Source organism: Sphingomonas sp. IC081, from assembly GCF_006874585.1.
Classification (GTDB): Bacteria; Pseudomonadota; Alphaproteobacteria; order Sphingomonadales; family Sphingomonadaceae; genus Novosphingobium.
The window spans coordinates 577983-595299 of the sequence record NZ_CP029761.1; the positions used below are offsets into that span (position 1 = coordinate 577983).

General features: G+C 66.9%; 13 protein-coding genes. 7 read left to right on the forward strand and 6 right to left on the reverse strand.

Annotation, left to right across the window (positions count from 1 at the left end):
• Window positions 1-136: 136 nt before the first annotated feature.
• Both DM450_RS02915 and DM450_RS02920 read left to right on the forward strand, forming a co-directional pair.
• On the forward strand, window positions 137-322 hold the full coding sequence (locus DM450_RS02915; protein ID WP_142632514.1) for a hypothetical protein: 186 nt from the start codon (window positions 137-139) through the stop codon (window positions 320-322).
• Entirely contained in the window at window positions 319-1665 is a 1347-nt protein-coding gene (locus tag DM450_RS02920) for an O-antigen ligase (protein ID WP_142632515.1), read from the forward strand. The genes DM450_RS02915 and DM450_RS02920 overlap by 4 nt, the downstream gene beginning before the upstream one ends.
• Before the next feature lie 91 nt (window positions 1666-1756).
• On the opposite strand, the gene DM450_RS02925 is transcribed toward DM450_RS02920, so the two are convergent.
• On the reverse strand, window positions 1757-2722 hold the full coding sequence (locus tag DM450_RS02925) for a family 16 glycosylhydrolase (protein WP_142632516.1): 966 nt from the start codon (window positions 2720-2722) through the stop codon (window positions 1757-1759).
• A gap of 196 nt (window positions 2723-2918) precedes the next feature.
• Between DM450_RS02925 and DM450_RS02930 the strand changes: the two genes are divergently transcribed.
• Both DM450_RS02930 and DM450_RS02935 read left to right on the forward strand, forming a co-directional pair.
• Entirely contained in the window at window positions 2919-4043 is a 1125-nt protein-coding gene (locus DM450_RS02930) for a glycosyltransferase family 2 protein (protein ID WP_142632517.1), read from the forward strand.
• Window positions 4044-4052: 9 nt separating this feature from the next.
• Window positions 4053-5045 (forward strand): glycosyltransferase, encoded by a 993-nt coding sequence (locus tag DM450_RS02935; RefSeq protein ID WP_142632518.1) that lies wholly within the window; start codon window positions 4053-4055, stop codon window positions 5043-5045.
• Window positions 5046-5066: 21 nt separating this feature from the next.
• On the opposite strand, the gene DM450_RS02940 is transcribed toward DM450_RS02935, so the two are convergent.
• The 3 genes from DM450_RS02940 to DM450_RS02950 form a co-directional block, all read right to left on the reverse strand.
• Complete coding sequence (locus DM450_RS02940) at window positions 5067-7625, reverse strand: hypothetical protein (RefSeq protein ID WP_142632519.1); 2559 nt, start codon at window positions 7623-7625, stop codon at window positions 5067-5069.
• Window positions 7626-7754: 129 nt separating this feature from the next.
• Window positions 7755-9257: a lipopolysaccharide biosynthesis protein gene (locus tag DM450_RS02945; protein WP_142632520.1), complete on the reverse strand. Its 1503-nt coding sequence runs from the start codon at window positions 9255-9257 to the stop codon at window positions 7755-7757.
• An 81-nt stretch (window positions 9258-9338) separates the two neighbouring features.
• Window positions 9339-11486: a GumC family protein gene (locus DM450_RS02950; RefSeq protein WP_185928693.1), complete on the reverse strand. Its 2148-nt coding sequence runs from the start codon at window positions 11484-11486 to the stop codon at window positions 9339-9341.
• 204 nt (window positions 11487-11690) lie between these two features.
• Between DM450_RS02950 and DM450_RS02955 the strand changes: the two genes are divergently transcribed.
• From DM450_RS02955 to DM450_RS02965, 3 genes are all read left to right on the forward strand, one after another.
• Complete coding sequence (locus tag DM450_RS02955) at window positions 11691-12908, forward strand: glycosyltransferase (protein WP_142632522.1); 1218 nt, start codon at window positions 11691-11693, stop codon at window positions 12906-12908.
• Entirely contained in the window at window positions 12901-14862 is a 1962-nt protein-coding gene (locus DM450_RS25695; RefSeq protein WP_185928694.1) for a glycosyltransferase, read from the forward strand. The genes DM450_RS02955 and DM450_RS25695 overlap by 8 nt, the downstream gene beginning before the upstream one ends.
• 77 nt (window positions 14863-14939) lie before the next feature.
• Window positions 14940-15254, forward strand: coding sequence for a hypothetical protein (locus DM450_RS02965; RefSeq protein ID WP_142632523.1), 315 nt, complete (start codon window positions 14940-14942; stop codon window positions 15252-15254).
• A gap of 3 nt (window positions 15255-15257) precedes the next feature.
• On the opposite strand, the gene DM450_RS02970 is transcribed toward DM450_RS02965, so the two are convergent.
• A complete protein-coding gene (locus tag DM450_RS02970; RefSeq protein ID WP_142632524.1) occupies window positions 15258-16097 on the reverse strand; it encodes a metallophosphoesterase family protein in 840 nt (279 codons plus the stop codon).
• Window positions 16098-16235: 138 nt separating this feature from the next.
• Window positions 16236-17078: a TorF family putative porin gene (locus tag DM450_RS02975; protein ID WP_142632525.1), complete on the reverse strand. Its 843-nt coding sequence runs from the start codon at window positions 17076-17078 to the stop codon at window positions 16236-16238.
• Between the last annotated feature and the right edge of the window lie 239 nt (window positions 17079-17317).

Sequence of the window (17317 nt, forward strand, 5' to 3'; positions counted from 1 at the left end):
GCCGGGGCAGGCAGGCCTTGCCCTGATCGCATCCAAAGCGGAGCAATCCCCGGTCCCCTGCGGTCGACGCCGCATAGCGGGAAAGTTATCGAAGCCGTGGCGCCATCGGGTGCCGCGGCTTCGAAAGCATGTATCGATGCATTCCACCGGTAATGTTTGCGCCTTGCAGGCGGTATTGGACAAGGCGGCCCCTGATGGTGCGCTGCCGATCCTGGTGCCGGCCCTGCGTGTTACCGCAAGGGAAGGCAGCGCGTACCGCCACGGCGAAGCGCCGCTGGCACGGCATCTGCACGCCGTCGCGATCAAGAGGGGCAAGCCATGACGGGTGGGGTAATGGATGTCCGGCGCCGAACAATCGCCACGGCCCGGCGATCCGAAGGAAGGTACCACCCGCAAGGCGATCGCCGCAGCGCGCTGGCCGTCTGGTTGGCGCGGCGCGATGTTCAGGACGGGGGGCTGGCCGGGCTGATCGTCATGGCGCGTATCCCTGCCAACTTCGGCATGCCCGGGGCGCTGGCCTTTCTGCTGCTTGCCGCGTTTTACGCCGTCCTGCGGCCCGAGCAGGTGCGGGCGGTCTTTACGCGGTGCTGGATGTTCCTGGTCATTCCGCTTTTCGCGCTGGCGTCGGTCGGCTGGTCGGTCTTCCCGATGGTGACGCTGCGCGCTGCGGTACAGATGGCCCTCACGATCATGGCGGGATTGCTGTTGTCACAGTCCAGCAGGCCGCGCGCCGTGGTGGCCGGGTTGTTCGTGGCTTATGCCGTCTACACCTTGCTGACCCTGGCGCTGGTGCCGTTGCGCCCGATCGAAAATGGCCAGAGCCTTGCGCTCTACGGCCTCGGGGGAGAGGTGAAGAACTATTTTTCCGACACGGCGAGCACCGCCAGCCTGCTCGCCTTGACGATGGCGGCGCTGTTTGCCGAACAGCGCGCGCCGCTGCGCATGATGCTGGCCCTCGGGGTGACCGGATTGTGCGTCTGGACGACCGTGCGCGCCAATTCGGCCGGGGGCCTGGCGGCGCTGGCGGCGTCCGGTGCGCTGCTGGTTGTCCTGCTGCTGCTGCGGGAGCGTTCGCGCGGGGTGAAACTGGCGTTCGTCTGCATGATCGTGCTGTGGCTTGTCGGGATCTTGTGCTTTTTCGACACCATCCTCGCGCTCGTTCAGCAGATGTCCGAAAAGGACAGCGGGCTCACCGGGCGGGGGTACCTGTGGTTCCGGGCCCACTTCATCATCGCCGAGCGGCCCTGGCTGGGATATGGCTATGCGGCCTTCTGGCACGCCGACAATCCCGATGCCGTGGGCCTGTGGCACCATTTCGAGTTGCGGCAGGAATCGACGGGTTTCTCGTTTCACAACACGTTCCTGCAGACCATGGTCGAGACCGGGCTGGTGGGATTGGCGGCGCTGCTGGCTGCCTGGCTGGCAGGGTGCCTGACGCTGTTACGCCGCTTTGTGTTGACGGCTTCGCTGCCGACCTGTTTCTGGCTCGCCTACATGGCGCTGCAACTGACCAAGACCCCGGTGGAATTGATCCGTCCCACCGGATTGGTGGCGCCGACGATCCTGATGGGCATCGCGCTTGGTTTTGGATGTTTCCCGGTCGGGCGTGATCAGGCGATCGCGTTGCGCTTCCGGCGCGAGCCGCAGTCGTCAGCGTCCGGCTAGAGCGTTCTCCAATCAGGTGGAATTACCTGATGGCTCGGAAAACGCGCAATACCGAAATCTTGGAGTAGTTGATTCGATGCAATCGGATCAACTACTCCAGCGGCCAGACGGTGATGCGCCGGATCGCATAGCGGCCGGGAAAGGGCGTTGAGGCATCGGGCTGCCCGGGCCAGCTGCCACCCACCGCGAGATTGGCGATCAGATAGGCGCTTTCCTGAGTGAGCGGGGCGGGGGTGGCCGTGCTGGCAACGGCTTCCCGGTCGACGAACCAGGTGATCGTGCGCGGTGTCCACAAGACGCCGTAGCGGTGGAAGTCCCGGCTCGCATCAAAGGCCAGGGCGATGCGCCGTGTCGTGCGCTGCTTGCCGGCGATCGCGGTGCAGTGGATCTCGTGCGGATTGCCGAGTCCTTCGAACACGTCGATCTCACCCGCATCGGGCCATGTGCCCTTGACCGGCAGAAGCCAGAACGCGGGCCACATGCCTTTGCCTGCGGGCAGCCGTGCCTCGATCTCGAAATAGCCGAACTTCTGCGCAAAGCTGAACCGGGTGGTGATCGCACCGCCATAATAGGGTTTGCCCCAGACGCGCGGGCGCAGCCTCTCCGGCGTCGGCTGGCCGAGAATGGTCAGTTCGCCGCGCCGGAAGACAAAGGGATCGAGGCCAAGCGGCACGGCACCTGCCACCCCGCCGTTCACGCCGGTAAACGCGGCGTCGGAGGCGAAGCTGCTGGCCGACATCTCGCGGTTGCTGATCGCAAGGCCGCCGCCATGGCCGTAGACGGTCCGCCAGCGATGGGGCCGGGCCGGTCGTGCCTGGTCGGTGCCGTGGTCGAACTGCTCGAACCGTTCGTCGAACGCCGGGGCGGCCAGGGGAGGCAGGTGCGGCAGCGGAGCGGTTGTCGGAGGGGGAGCCGCCGTTGGCGCGGCGCTCGTCAGCAGCAAGGCGCCGCCAAGTCCGGCGGCGCGCCAAAGCCAGCGGTTTCCCGGCGGTATTGCAGGCGCGCGCGTCCATTCGTTGCAATGCGGCATCGCGGACGGGTCTTTGACGTTGGGCATGGTGGTAAGACTGGCTGAAAGCGCCGTGGATGTCCGGAGTGCGGCCGATTAACCGTATCCACAATGGAGCCTTCATCCATTCGCCGGGCCTGCTGCCTGCGTTAGCCTTGCGATGTCGTTGCCGGGGTTGGCTGGTCCTTCTCCCGATCCCGACCGGCGCTGCGCGGCCGGTTATCCTCTCGGAGCATGATGGCCCTTGTCCGGATCCACGAACCCGCCGGAAGTTTCTATCCTGATCGTTGCACGCAACACGGCACCGTTCATCGGTTCCGCGCTGGCTTCGGCGCGGGCGCAGAGCGTGGCAGATATCGAAGTGCTCGTCGTGGACGATGGCTCGACCGATGGCACCACGGACATCGTGCGATGGCACGCCGCCCAGGACGATCGCGTGCGGCTGATCGGCGGCCCGTGCAACGGGCTCAGCGCCGTGCGCAATCTCAGTCTGGACGCCTGCCGGGGCCGGTTCGCGGCCATTCTTGATAGCGACGACATCCTCCATCCACGTCATGTCGAACGACTGCTCGCCGCGCAGCGGGCCCATGGCGATGAAATCTGCGCCGCCAACATGGTGGAGTTCCAGAGCGATGAAAAAGGCCTGCGCGCGGGCCTTTTTGCGGATGGCAAGGCGTGGCGTGCGGAGCGGCGCATCGGACTGGACGAATTCCTGGCGGGCAGCATGTTCGGCAGCCGTGCCGTGTCACCGGGCTATCTCAAGCCTTTGTTCGACATGGCGTTCATGCGCCGCCACGGGCTCCGTTATGACGAACGGCTGCGGATCGGGGAGGATTTCGATCTGGTGCTGCGGGCGATGCTGGCCGGTGCCCGCTACCGCTTCCTCCCGGCGCCGGGCTATTATTACCGGCGCCATGCGGCGTCGACCTCGCACCGGCTGTCGCCGCAGGATCTGGAAGGCCTGCTGGTGGCGCTCGACGCTGTCGATGCCGGGACGGCCGGGGAGGCAGCCCCCTTGCTGGGCGCGCGGCGGGACAATCTGGCCGGTGCACTCGCGCATCTCGAGGTCATCGCTGCGCTCAAGGGGCGGCAATGGCGGCGGGCCTTGCATATCACCGCCGCCAATCCGGTTTCGCGCCGGCTGACGCTGACCAGTCTGCGCGAAGCGGCCGCGAAGCGCATCGGATTGGATTTCTCCCGCCGTGCGTCCAGTCCCTGGCTGCGCGGGGAGGAAGGGCAGGGGGCGCTCCGCCAGATCATGGCGGCGCTCCACGCGCCGATGCACCCGTCGACAGATCTGTCCATTCCGGCGGCATCGCCGTCTCCGCCCCATTCCACCACCACGCCGCCACGATCCCGGCCAGCCTAGGAGCCCCGCTTGCGACCGCTCGTATTTCTTTTTCCCGATGCGCGCAGCGACGTCGGCGGCAATCTTGCGCAGATGCGTTTCATGCGGGCCTGCACGGCCGTCACGCGCGTGCACCAGGCCTACTATCGCGCCCGGATCGCCGGGCAGGACCATCTCGGTGACTGGGAGGCGGGGCGCATTCCCACCGACGAGGAACCGATCTTTGTCGTGCACTGGGGCCCCGACGTTGCCGAGCTGGTCGACCGGTTGCAGGACCGGGACGTCGTCTATGTCGCGCATAGCAGCGGCTGGGGGATGAAGCTGCCGCCGCGCGTGCCGATCCTTTGCGTCAGTCGCCACACGCTTGGCTACTGGGGGCGCCATGCACCCAATTCCTACCTTGGCTTGCTGCCCAACATCGTTGCCCATCCCGGCCCGGAACCCCGGGGGGACCGCGATATCGACGTGCTGGTGCAGGCGCGCAAATCATCCCGCTACCTGATGGACGACCTGGTGCCCGCCTTGCAGGGGCGTTGCCGGTTGACCGTGCTGGATGGCTGGGTCGACGATCTTGGTGCCTACTTGCGGCGCAGCAAGGTCTACCTCTACGATTCGGTGGAACACTGGATTGCCGTGGGCGCGACCGAGGGGTTCGGCCTGCCGCCGCTGGAAGCGATGGCGCAGGGCTGCGTGGTGTTTTCCAGCGTCAACGATGCGCTGGCCGACTATCTCGATCCCGGGTTCAATTGCCGCAAGATCCGTGTCCACTCGCCGGATTATGATGTGGCGGCGATCCTGCGCGCGGTGTCCGGGGATGCCCCGCCGGTACCGGGAGCAGAGGCCTTTGCACCTTATTCGCGGGCTGCGGTGGAACGCCGGTTGCAGGTGCTGCTGGCCGATGTCGCGGATTTCTTCGCCGCGACGGCGGGGCAGGGATCGCCGATCGGCGATCTTTGGGCGCATCGCCCGGCATCCGCGTTGCAGCGGATCAGGCGGGCGGCCAAAGTGCTGGCGCTGGGATAACCGCTGGCGGACGTCTCGGGATCAGGTGATCCAGCTGCTGATGTCGCGAAGCTTCCAGCCCTCGCCCTCCCTCCAGAACAGGACGGTGCCGCCAACCCAGCCTGCGCTCCACTCCGCGTATCCCCGTGTCTGTTCGCGGTTCATGACGAGGTTCGGCATTTCCAGCAGGCGGAAGTCGGGGGTCTGGCGCTGAAGCTGGTCCTCCCCTTGCGGACCGTAGATGAGGATCGGCATGGTGGTGGGGCGGGCGCAGGCAAAGTCGGCTGCGCTGCCCTTGAGGAACAGCGGCCAGGCGGCGCCGGTAGCCATCCTCGACCAGCCGCCGATCATCGGGACTGAGCCGCCCCGGGCCACGGGTTCGATCAGCGCTCTGGCTTCGACCCCGTTGATCCGCGCAAGGATGGCAAGGCGCAGTTCGGTGATCGAGGGGGTGACACCGCCGCAATGCGCCCAGTCGCTGCCGACGAGGAACGGCGCCATCGGCGCCGGACGGTCCAGCAGGAGGTGGCGCGCCGCAAGATCGGTGACGCCGTCACTGTCGCTGTCGGCGGTGAGACGAGCGATGGGGATGTCGAGGAAGAGGTCCCGTTCGGTGGGCCAGGTCTGCAAGCCGACGGGCGGATAGGTGATCGACCGGGTGTCGATCTCGGCGTGGACCACTTCGATCTTCAGGTCCTGTTCGCCGAGCATCGGCAGCTTTGAGCGGCGCATCACCTCGTAGGGGAAGTGGAACGAGAGCCCGGTATAGCGCGGCACCTGCCAGGTCTTGCCGCCATCGTCGCTGAGGTGGATCCAGTAGCCGCCGGGGCTGATCTCACCGGCGCGGTCGAACATCCCGGACAGGCTGATGGCGACGGCGCGCTTGTCGTTCCGTTCGAAACGGACCGGCGTGAAGCCGCGCGGCAGCTCGCCCCAGGCTTTTGGCCACTGGGCGCTCTTTTCGTTGTCGGCGTAGGCGTTGTCGGCGGGGTCGTTGCCCGTGGTCGCCGGAGCGCTGCGCAGTTGCGGGGGCAGCGGATGGACGGCAAAGTCGGGCGGGCTGGCGCGCAGCGCTGGGCGATCTCGCCACGCCGGATCCGTGCGATCCTCGGTAAATTCCAGACGCGCCTTGGCCAGACCGGCATCGATGCGGGTACGCAGGGTGGGCCAGCCGTCGAGGGCGATTCCATCGATCCTGGCTATCGCAGCGGCGCGTCGGGCTTCGGTCTGCTTGTCGTCAGGCTCGATGGTCCAGGTGACGGAGCGGCGTGCATGCGCGCAGATCTGCTGGAACGGCGGAGCGGCAAAGACCGAACATCGCAGGCGGGCCGTGGCGCCATCGGCGCTCGGGCGCTGCGAACCGGAAAAAGCGGCTTCGGCATAGATGTAAGGGTCCCGCTCGGGAGTGTCGATCGCGTGGAGCAGCAGTATGCCGTCGATGGCCACCTCATCATGCGGGGCGGTTTTGACGTCGTCCTCGCCCAGTCCTTCGCGTTTCAGGCAAGCCTGCGCAAAGGTCCGGTCATCGGGGCGGGTGTTGCTCTGGTAGCCACAGGCAACGATGGCACGCCAGATGACGGTTTGCGGGGAGGCGATGACGATAGCGCGGGCTTCCGTCTTCCGCCCGGCGTCGAACAGGGCCGCGGCGATGGAACTTGCCAGATCGCCCTCTGCTAGCGCGGGAAAGGCAACCGGGAGATCGTCTATTTCGGCTTCGAACGCCGGCTGCACTGCGGGCAGGATGGCCTGTCGTTCGCCTGCGGAGAGGCCGTCGAACAGTGCAAGGCCCTCTGAAACGAGCCCGGTATCGAAGGCCAGGGCGATGGCCGTTCGGGTCATGCGCAGGCGCAGGGCATCGCGCGACGACGGTGCCGCGCGGGCCAGCGCGGACGGAGATGCCAGCCACTCCGCAATCGGCAGCGCGTGGACTTTGCGCATTTCGTCCGACAGCAGGAGTTCGCTTAGGGTGGCGGCCGCATGGGCGGGATCGGCTGCGGCAAGGCGGGCCTGGTACACGGGGCACTGGGTGACGCTGGCAATGGCGCGCAAGGCTTCGAGCGGATCGGCGCCGATGTGTTCGAGCTGTTCGAAGTGCGCTGTGCAATGGTCGATCTGCCACATGGCATCGGCGGCGATCTCGATCGACAGCTGTGTGCCCTGTGCGGCTTTGGTGTGATCCAGCAGCCGGCGGGTCATCGCGGCGGCGGCTTCTTCGTCCGAGCCAAACCCGGATCGCCAGGCATAGTCCTGCATTCTCAGCCAATCGCGCGCGAGATCGAGCATGGCGGGGGCGGCCATGCCGTGTTCTTTCGCAAGACTGGCAGAGACAACGGGAAGAGAATGCGCCTTGAGGCCTGCCAGCAGGGCCGTGGCCCAGTGGTCGAACTCGGGCGGGCGCGAGCGGTAGCCGGGTAGGCTATAGTCAGCCGATTTCTTGCGCAGCGCCTCGTCCGAGAAGTCATGCGGACGGGCGTCGCTGCTGACCATGACTTCTTCGCTCATCTCCTCGACCGAGCTTTGCGGACCGGCGCTGGCCGGTGCGGGCATCGTCAGCAAGATTCCCAGCGCCAGCGCCGGTATGGAAAGCAGCCCTGATCCCATTCGCACTCTGTGTGCTCCCACCCGTTGCCTCTTGCTTATCTTTTCAGATCAGCACTTTGGTGAGTCTGGTGGCGGCTCTCTCGGGGGACGGCAAGCGGAATTTTGCTGGGTGGTGCCGGGCCACCGCTCTTACGCCGCCGAGCGCGCTTTTCGCGCCTTTGCCAACCTGCGCAACTGGACAAAGACCGTGCGATCCTGCGCCGCGAAGGCGCCGAGGTAGATCATTGCGGCAATCGGCAGCCAGAGCGCGAGGATCGCCGGTTCGCTCATCCGGCTTTCGCAGTATTGCACGCCGGGCAGGACGATCACAGCCATCAGGCACGAACTCGACAAGGCAGGCCGCAGGCTGGCGATGACCTCGTGCAGGGTGATGCCGGTGTGCTTGCGCAGCAGATGGAAGCCGTAAGGCAGGATCAGGTAGCCTCTTGCCACGCCGGTCATCAGCATGGCCTGCCAGCCCCAGCGGGCGGCGAGGGCCGCAGCGGCGATGCCGGCGACGATCTGCAAGGTCGTCCACGAGAGGACCTGGCGGGATTCGCCGGTAGCGGCCAAGGCGCTAATGATCAGGTTGTTCATCTGCGAAGCAACGACCGCGCAGGCGAAAATGCGGATGGCGTCGGCCACCGGCTCCCACCCGGGGCCAAAGACCAGCGCGACGATTTCATCGGCGATGGTAACGCAGCCGAGGAAAGCGGGGAACATCAGGAACGAGGAGAGGCGGCTGAGCTGAAGGTAGCTTTCGCGCAGTGCTGCCCCGCCGTGCCCAACCCTGCCATGCTCAACCCCGCCGTGCTCGGCCTCCCCGTGGACCGCACGGGCGAGCACCGGCATCGAGACTTGCTGGAACGGCGTGTAGGTGACTTGGTTCAGCACTTCCATCACGCGCGAACCGGCACGAATGAAGGCAACCGCCACCGGGCCTATCAGCGCGCCGCTGATCAGTTCCGCGCAGCGGATGTTGAGCTGGTTCAACGTGCGGGACAGGCCGAGATAGCCGCCGAAGCGGATCATCTCGGTGCAAGTCTGCCGCCGGAACCGCATGCGAGGCCACCATGGGTAGCAGGCCCATACCGCCAGGACCAGCGCGCCCGCAAAGGCGATGCGCTGGGCGACGAGCGCCCAGACCCCGAAGCCGAGCAGCGCCATGGGCAGTCCGACCGCCGCTCCCGCCAGTGCCGCCACGAGGTTGCGGATGGCCACGGAGCGGAACCGGAGGTCCCGCGTCAGCCGCGCGGTGTGGATCGCACCCAGCGGCGTGATCGTGAAGATCGATGCGAGCGCCATGATCACCGGGGTCAGGCCGGGCTGGCCAAAAAGCAGCGAAACGAGCGGGGCAATCGCGATCGTCAGCAGCGTGAACAGCATGCCGCAGGCAAGATTGGCCCAGAATGCGGTGTCAGCGTCGCTCTCGTCGAGCGCGCGCCGCTGGACCACGGCTTCGTTGATGCCGGCGCCGCTGATCACCAGCAACAGGTCGATCACCAGCGCGGCCATGGCGACGAGCCCGAAGGTTGCCGCACCGAGCAGCCGGGCGAGCATCGCGAACGTGACAAAGGCCAGGGCCTGGGTGCCGATGCTCGACACCGTGGACCAGACAAGCGGCGAGAGGATGCCCGGGCGTTGGTGGGTCATGCCGCCGAGGCATCCAATGCGTTGCGGAGCCGGCCTTGTACCGGCCAACCCACAGCCGGCCGGTCGGCGTTCGCCCGAAGCTCAATCGACATAATAGCCTTTGAACTTCTTGTGATAGCCAAAGGCGTCGCCGAGGCCGGCGCTGGCATATTGGCGGGCATCGAGGAAGCTGAGGGCAATGCCGGCAATCGTGCTGCCGCTCTGGCGCAGCAGCTCCAGCGTCGTTTCCACCGCGCGCAGCGGCGTGCGGCGCCACCGGGCGACCACCAGCGTGGTATCGGAAAGCCGGGTGACGATGCGGGTCTCGGCCAGCCCGAGCAGGGGCGCGGAATCGAAGATCACGATATCGAACCGCGCCTTCAGCGCCTCGATCAGCCGCATCATGCTCTCGCGGGAGATGCCTTCGCCGCCCCCCATCTCGCCCCGCGTGGTCAGCACCACAAGGCCGCTTGCCGTATCGCGGGTCAGCGCCTCGTCGATTGGCAGGGTGCCGTCCAGCACGCGCAGAAGGGCCTCGCCTTCACGCCCGGGGACCAGCGCGTCCGAGGTGGAGTGATGGCGCAGGTCGGCATCGACCAGAACGACGGTGCGATGCGACAGCGCCAGCGTGCGCGCCAGGCACATGGCAGTGGTCGACTTGCCTTCGCGGGGCAGCGGGGACGTGATCGTCACCACACGCTTGCCGTCCGCTCCCAGCAGATCGAGGCCCGAGGCAAGGTGGCGCAGGCTTTCGGTGAACATGGAGAAGGGGCGGGACACGACATAGTCCTGCGGCGCGATGCTGCCGCGTTTGACCCGCGCCGCCGAGTGCAGGGTAGGGATGGCACCGATGTAGCTGGCACCCAGCGCCTGCTCGATGTCCCTGCGGGTGGACACCCGGCTCTCGGCGTACTCGGCAATGCCGGTGGCGGCGAGGCCCGCCGCCAGGGCAACAAACAGGCCGGCAAGGGCGCCAAGCTTGCGGTTTGGCGAGATCGGGCCGCCGGGCACCTGGGCGGACGAAGCAATGCTGGCTTCGGCATCGGCAAGCGAGCCAGCCTGGGCGGCTTCCTTGGCGCGGGTGAGGAAGGCGTTGTAGATGGCGCGGCTGGCCTCGGCACGGCGTTCGAGCTCGAGGCGGCCGACCTGGGCCGCGCTGTTCTGGGCCAGCGAACCGCGGGCGCCGCCACGGCTGGCCAGGAGCGAGTCGAGTCGGGACTGGGCGATCTGCACATCCGCGCGCAGGCCCGAGACGATGCGCGAGAGTTCCGCCTGCAACTGGGCATGGATGTCGTCAAGCTCGTTGCGCGCCTCGATCACGTCGGGGTGGCGGTTGCCGTAACGGGCGTCAAGCTGGGCAAGGCGGGCGCTGGCCTGCGCTTCCTGCTGGCGAAGCTGGCGCACGGTGTCCGATGCCAGCGCGGCGCCGATGTCGGCTCCGCCGCCGCCGCGCGCGAGTTGTGACTGGGCGGCGGCGAGCCGCCCGCGCTGTTCGGCCAGCGCGGCCTGGGCTTCGGCGATCTGGCGGTTGAGTTCGGACACTTCCTGTTCCGCCATCGTAGCGCCTTCCGCGCTCATCAGGTTGTGGCGAACCATGTAGTCCTGCAGGGTGGCATCGTCGGCCACGGCCTGGCGGCGCAGGGTCTCCGCGCGGGCTTGCGCGTCCTCGGCCGATTGGCGGCTGCGCGACTGCCTGTGCTGCGCGCTCAGCGCGATGTAGGTCTGGGCGATGCCGTTGGCGAGTTCGGCGGAAAGTTCCGGATTGCCCGTGCGCGCCGTGACATCGACCAGGTAGGTCACCCCGATCCGGCGAACCTTGGTGAGGGCCAGCACCCGCAGCATGGCGCGCTCTTCGGCAAGGGTCGCCGCGCCTTGGGTGCCGCCACCGATCGGTCCGTCTGCCGTGCCCGGCTTTTCGGGAAGACCGAAGCCCTTGCGCCGGTCAAGGTGAAGGCGGCGCACGACGGCAATCGTCAGCGCCGGGGAGCGCATCATCATGACGGCGGTGTCGATCAGGTTGTCGTCCGCCGGGGCGAGGGCACCGCGATCGTTGACCTTTACCGGTTGGCCTTCGCGCGGTTCGAGCTGGAGGGTCGCAGTGGCCGAATAGACTTTCGGGGTGATCCACAGCACGCCGCCGGCCAGCAGCACGACTGCCAGGAACGTGCCGAGAAACAGCCAGCGATGACGCAAGATGATCTCGCGAATAAAAGCAGGATCGGGAAGTATCTTCCTGGGTCTGTTTTCCATCAATTCATCGTATGGAAGATTGTGAATAATACTGTTCAAGATGTTCCTCCAAAACAGATGAAGTTCGAATTGATGCCTTTGAGGGATGGGAATTAAATAATCCCGAAGTTCAATTCGATCTGATGACATCCGTACAATGCCTGTCTGAGATTTGACGGGGAACAGGATTTTCATCGGATTGAGAGTAGATTTCGGGATATTCGCATGAGATTGGAGCAATATTCGCCGGCTACGGTCGCCTATCTCGGACACGACGTGAACGATGCCGCCGTCCGGCGACGCGTGGCGATGTTCCGGGAGGAAGGCCTCGCGGTCAGGCTCGGTGGCTTCCGGCGGGGGGACGCGGCGCCGCCCGACGGCAGTCCGGACGAGATCGTCGACTTTGGAAAAACCGCCGACGCCCGGCTTATTCAGCGGGCACTCCGGGTTCTCGGCAACCTGCTCGCGCCCCGGCTCGTTCAGCGAACCTGCGACGGCGCGCGGGTTCTTGTGGCGCGCAACCTGGAAATGCTGGTGCTGGCATGGCGGGTGCGCCGTCGCGGGCAGCGGCTGGTTTACGAGTGTCTGGACATTCACCGATTAATGCTCGGTTCCGGATGCAAATCCCGGCTGATGCGGTGGATCGAGCGCAAGCTGCTGCGCCGTGCCGACCTGGTCCTGGTGAGTTCCCCGGCTTTTGCGCACGAGTATTTCTCGGCTCGGCAGGGGCATGACAAGGCGGTCCTGCTGGTCGAAAACAAGGTGCCGATCACCCAGCGCGCGGCACGGCGAGGCGGAGAGACCCGCGCCGAGGCCGAGCCCCGAGGCAGTGCCGAGACACATGCCGGGGCGCACGCGCAGGCTTCCCCCCGTGTTGTCATCGGTTGGTTCGGCATGCTGCGCTGCCGCCGGACTCTGGCCGAACTGGCACGCATCGCCAGGGCCGATGTCCCGGGTCCGGCGGCGGTCAGTGGCGCCCGGGTGGAGGTGCTGATTGCCGGGATCCCCAGCCCGGCCGAATTCCCCGACTTTGCCGAGCAGGTGAGGGCCTGTCCCGGCTTGCGCTACCTCGGGCCCTACACGCCCGCGCAGCTTCCCGATCTCTATGCCGAGGTCGATTACATCTGGGCCATCGACTATTTCGAAGAGGGGCTCAATTCCGAATGGTTGCTGCCCAACCGGCTCTACGAGGGGCTGGCGCACGGGGCCGTGCCGATCGCCTTGCGCCGGGTCGAGACGGGGCGCTGGCTGGAGCGTCACGGCGTCGGCCTGCTGGTCGATGCGCCGGAGGCGGAATTGCCGCAGCGTCTGCTGGAGGCTGCGGGGGCGCGGTTTGAGGCATGGCGCCGTGCGGTGGCGGCGCTGCCGATGGAGGCACTGTTCCAGACGGAGCGGGAGCGCAAGGCCATCGTCGCGCAAGTGATGGGGGCGGACCATGACTGAGCCGCGTTCCTTTCCGTTCGATGATGCGCATGCCGATGTGCTGGTCGTGGTTCCATGCCTGAACGAGCAGGAGCATCTGCCCGGCCTGCTCGACGCCTTGCTGCGCGATGCGCGCGGGGCGCTGGTCGTGGTGGCCGATGGCGGCAGCACCGATGCCAGCCGCGCCATCGTGGCGGAACGCGCACGCCGCCACGCCAATCTGCATCTGCTCGACAATCCGCAGCGGATACAGAGTGCCGGAGTCAATCTGGCGGCGCGGCGCTTTGGCGCCGGGCGGCGCTGGCTGGTGCGGGTCGATGCGCATTGCGACTATCCGGCGGGTTATGTCGACCGTCTCAAGACGGCGGCGGCGGCGAAAGGGGCGGATGCGGTCAGCGTCCCGATGGTGTCGCGCGGGAACGGATGTTTCCAGGTCGCAGCGGCGGCGGCGCAGAACTCGGTGCTGGGTACCGGGGGATCGCCCCATCGCCACCTTGGCGAAGGGCGCTGGGTCGACCACGGCCACCATGCCCTGTTCGATCTCATGCGCTTCCTCGCCGCGGGCGGTTACGACGAGGCCTTTTCGCACAACGAGGATGCCGAACTCGACCGCCGCCTGCGCGATCGGGGCGCACGCATCTGGCTGGAGCCCTCGGCGGCGATCACGTATTATCCGCGCGCTTCGCTGCGGCCCCTGCTGCGCCAGTATCGCAATTACGGGCGGGGGCGGGCGCGCAATCTGGCACGCCATCCGGACCGGATGAAGCTGCGCCAGATCCTGCCGCTGGGGGTCGTGCCGGCGATCCTGCTGGCGCCGTTCGGGCTTTTGCTGGCGGCGCTGCATCCTTGGGCACTGGCGCTGGCATTGCCGGCGATGGTCTGGATCGGGGCGACGCTTGCCGCAGGCGCGGGACTGGGGCTGCGGTCGCGGGTGCCTTGCGCGATGGGGGCCGGCGGCGCGGCACTGGCGATGCACGCGGGCTGGGGGTTCGGCTTTGTGGCGGAATGGCTGCGGCTGCGGGCAAGGCCGGATCACTTGCCTGCGCCGCCGGTGCCGCTGGTCGTCGATCCCGATGGGCAAGCAACGGCCTGCGGGCTGGAAGCGGTAACGATCTGCGTCTGCACGTTCCGCCGGGACTCGCTGTTCGAGACTCTGACGTCCTTCCTTGGCCTGTCCGCTCTGGACGGGCGCGCGGTGAATGTCGTGGTGGTCGACAACGACGATGGGGACGATCTGCGCGCTGCTGTCGGGCGGTTCGCTGCAGGGTACGGCTTGCCGCTCGCCTATGTCCATGCTCCGGCGCGCAACATCTCGATTGCCCGCAATGCCGCCCTCGATGCCGTGACGACGCGCTGGGCGGCCTTCATCGACGATGACGAGGTGGCCGATCCCGCCTGGCTGGCGATGTTGCTGGCCGGGCATGAGGGGCATCACGCGGTGATCGGACAGAGCCGGGCGGTCTATCCCGCCGAACTGCCGGGCTGGGCGGCGCGCTGCGATTTCCATTCCAACCGAATCACCGGCCGTCCGGACAATGCCTATACCTCCAACGCCTTGATCGACGTGGATTTCGTGCGCGGGACGAACTTGCGGTTTCGTGAGGGACTGGGCCGCACCGGGGGCGAGGATACCCTGTTTTTCCGGCAGATGGCCGAGGCCGGCGGCTCCATCGTCTACCGACCGGCCTCCGTCGTCTACGAGACGGTCCCGGCCCAGCGGGCGACGATGGCCTGGGTGCGGCGGCGCAAATATCGCTCGGGCCAGGTCCATGGGCTGCTGTGCCGGGAGTTCGAGCCCGTCCGCTATCGCAAGCTGGTCGCCACTGCCGGGGCCAAGCTGGTCCTCTCGGCGGCGATGGCACTGCTGACGATACCCGGCACCGACGCCTCCCGGCGCTGGACGGCGCGGGCCTTCCTCCATGCCGGCGCGCTTCATTTCCGGGTGAAACCGGCGATCCTGGAGGAATATGCCTGATCGCGCCTTGGCCTGTTTCGGGCAGGCGGGTGGATCTGCGGCGTCGGCGGCGGTAGGGCGGTGGGAAGGAGATCTCGATGGACTTCACCTATATCCTGGCCGCCTTCCTGTCGCTCTGCGTGGGATTTGGCAGCGCGCTGGTTTTTGTCGCGGTGCGGGGCACATCGCCGCGCAAACTGGTCGCCATCGCCGTGGTCCTCGCGGTCGTTGCCGATCTTGTGCTCCTGATCGACTGGCGGGGCATCGGCGAATTGGGGGCCGCGAACCTGCTTGCCGACTTTGGCTTTTTCATACTCTACGGCTGCATCGGCTGTGCCTTCGGGGCCTATCCGGTGCTGGTGCTGCGCAGTGTCCTGCGGCGGGCGCGGCGGGCAGGGAGGGAAGATCGCTGACCGTCACGCAATGCCGGTCTGGAGGCTCCAGTGGCGGTCGTCCTCGAGCACCAGCGCGGTGAGCACGCCGGTCCGGAAGGCGCCGGTGTCGATGCCGACCCGTCCCGGCGCCAGGTCGATTGCCGGCGTGATCGTGTGCCCGTGCACGACCAGCTTCTCGAAGCGCTGCTGCGAGCCGATGAAGGGTTCGCGAATCCAGCGCATGGTGGCGGCGTCCTGATCGCCAAGCGCCAACGCCGGGTCGATGCCGGCATGGGTGAAAAACATGTCGCCGAACTCGGCACAGGCGCATAGCCCGCGCAGCAGTGCGCGGTGTTCCGCGGGAATGGCGCCGACCCCCTCGATGATGGCGTGGGTTTCGTCCCCGGAGCCGGGAAGCGCCACACCGTAGCTGGCCAATGTCTCGCGCCCGCCGATGCGGGCAAAGAACCGCGCAACCTCCTCGGTCGGGTGGTCGAGCAGTTCGAGCAGGACTTCCTCGTGGTTGCCCATGATCGCGTGGACTTCCAGCGCGCTGTCCTGCAGGAGCTTCACGAGATCGAGCACGCGGGCGCTGTCGGGGCCGCGGTCGACGAAGTCTCCCAGCAGCACGATTGCGGTCTCGCGGCAGGAAAGGCCGCGCGCATCGCGGGCGATCATGTCGATCAGGCGCTCGAACGGGGCGGCACAGCCGTGGATGTCGCCAATCGCGTAGATGCGTTTTCCGGGAGGAATGCGCCGGTCGCGGAAGGGATCGGCCGATGGCGGTGGTGGAGGCAGGGATGCGGGCGGCGCGGCGCTCTGCCCCGGCGCGTCCGGATGGTGTTCCTCGGCGGGACGCGAAGGCCGGAAGAAACGGCGCATGCCGATTATATTAGGCGCTCACCGGGCAAATGCCATCGGTTGCTGAAGGAAGCGCCGGCAGGGGGCAGGAGGGCGCGGGGGCCTTCCGCTTGCCTGCGAACGACACCGCCCGTCGGGGCGGTGTCGCTGCGGGATCGATCAGAAACCGGCGGTGAGCGAGAACAGCACGGTCGAACCGGCGATCGTCTTGCCGTTCTTGGTCGAGGAGAAGTTCGGCTGCAGGTAGGCCGATTCCGACTTCGAGATGTCGGTGTCGACATAAGCGACGCCCAGCGTCACCGGGCCGAGCGCCAGGTCGGCGCCGAGCAGCCAGTCGACATATTCGCCGGTCGGCGCGACGCTGGTGCCGTTGGGCCCAAGGCCCGAGTTGCCGTTCGAATAGCCGATGTGGCCCTTCACGGTGACGGGAGTGTTGGGGATGCCGGCGCTGGCGTCGCTCCACATGTAGAAGTTGTCGGTCTTGGCGCCGGGGTTGCCGATACCGTCGAGATAGTCCGCGCCGCTGGCGTAGACTTTGCCGAGCGCCTGCTGCTTGGGCGCATAGGCCACGCCGACCAGCACGCTGGCCGGGCCGAGGTCGCCCGAAAGCTTGACGTAGGGTTCGGCGAAGTCGGTGTCGCTGGCGCCGCCCGGATACATGTACCAGGTCAGGCCGACGTCGAGCTTGAGGCCGCTGCTGATCTCGGTCGAGTAGCCGCCGACAAGGTCGAGTTCCATATTCGAGCCGCCGAAGGTGCCCCAGCCGGAAAGGTTGGAGGCCCAGGTGGCGACGTAGAAGCCGCTTTCATGGGTGACGGTCACGCCGCCTTGCACGGCCATTTCCTTGTCGGTCTGCGAGACGCCGCGGAAACGGTAGTCGGTGGTCAGCCCCACGCTGCCCGAGACGGTGATCGGTCCCGGTGCTTCTTCCTGCGCCATCGCAGGCGTTGCAAGCATGGCGGTAGCAAGGCCCAGGAGGCCGGTGGCAAGACGGAAATTCATAATCGGAACGCCCTCATGTTTCGATTTGTTGCGCGTTCCTTCCTGCGTCCGGCAGTCGTGCCCTGCGTGCGTGGCGGGCCCATTTCTGCCGGAACCTCCTGCTTACGGATCGGGCTTGTCCGCTTGCTTGCCGGCCTGTGACAAAATGTTTCCAGCGTCCGCAGGGGCGATCAGGCGCCGCATGCGGGTGCGTTCCATAAAGAAAAGCCGGGCGGCCCGAATGGGAAGGGCCGCCCGGC

Coding starts and splice junctions, on each gene's coding strand:
- DM450_RS02915 (WP_142632514.1), top strand. CDS start 137: ATGCATTCCACCGGTAATGTTTGCGCCTTGCAGGCGGTATTGGACAAG.
- DM450_RS02920 (WP_142632515.1), top strand. CDS start 319: ATGACGGGTGGGGTAATGGATGTCCGGCGCCGAACAATCGCCACGGCC.
- DM450_RS02925 (WP_142632516.1), bottom strand. CDS start 2,722: ATGCCCAACGTCAAAGACCCGTCCGCGATGCCGCATTGCAACGAATGG.
- DM450_RS02940 (WP_142632519.1), bottom strand. CDS start 7,625: ATGGGATCAGGGCTGCTTTCCATACCGGCGCTGGCGCTGGGAATCTTG.
- DM450_RS02945 (WP_142632520.1), bottom strand. CDS start 9,257: ATGACCCACCAACGCCCGGGCATCCTCTCGCCGCTTGTCTGGTCCACG.
- DM450_RS02950 (WP_185928693.1), bottom strand. CDS start 11,486: ATGGAAAACAGACCCAGGAAGATACTTCCCGATCCTGCTTTTATTCGC.
- DM450_RS02955 (WP_142632522.1), top strand. CDS start 11,691: ATGAGATTGGAGCAATATTCGCCGGCTACGGTCGCCTATCTCGGACAC.
- DM450_RS25695 (WP_185928694.1), top strand. CDS start 12,901: ATGACTGAGCCGCGTTCCTTTCCGTTCGATGATGCGCATGCCGATGTG.
- DM450_RS02965 (WP_142632523.1), top strand. CDS start 14,940: ATGGACTTCACCTATATCCTGGCCGCCTTCCTGTCGCTCTGCGTGGGA.
- DM450_RS02970 (WP_142632524.1), bottom strand. CDS start 16,097: ATGCGCCGTTTCTTCCGGCCTTCGCGTCCCGCCGAGGAACACCATCCG.
- DM450_RS02975 (WP_142632525.1), bottom strand. CDS start 17,078: ATGAATTTCCGTCTTGCCACCGGCCTCCTGGGCCTTGCTACCGCCATG.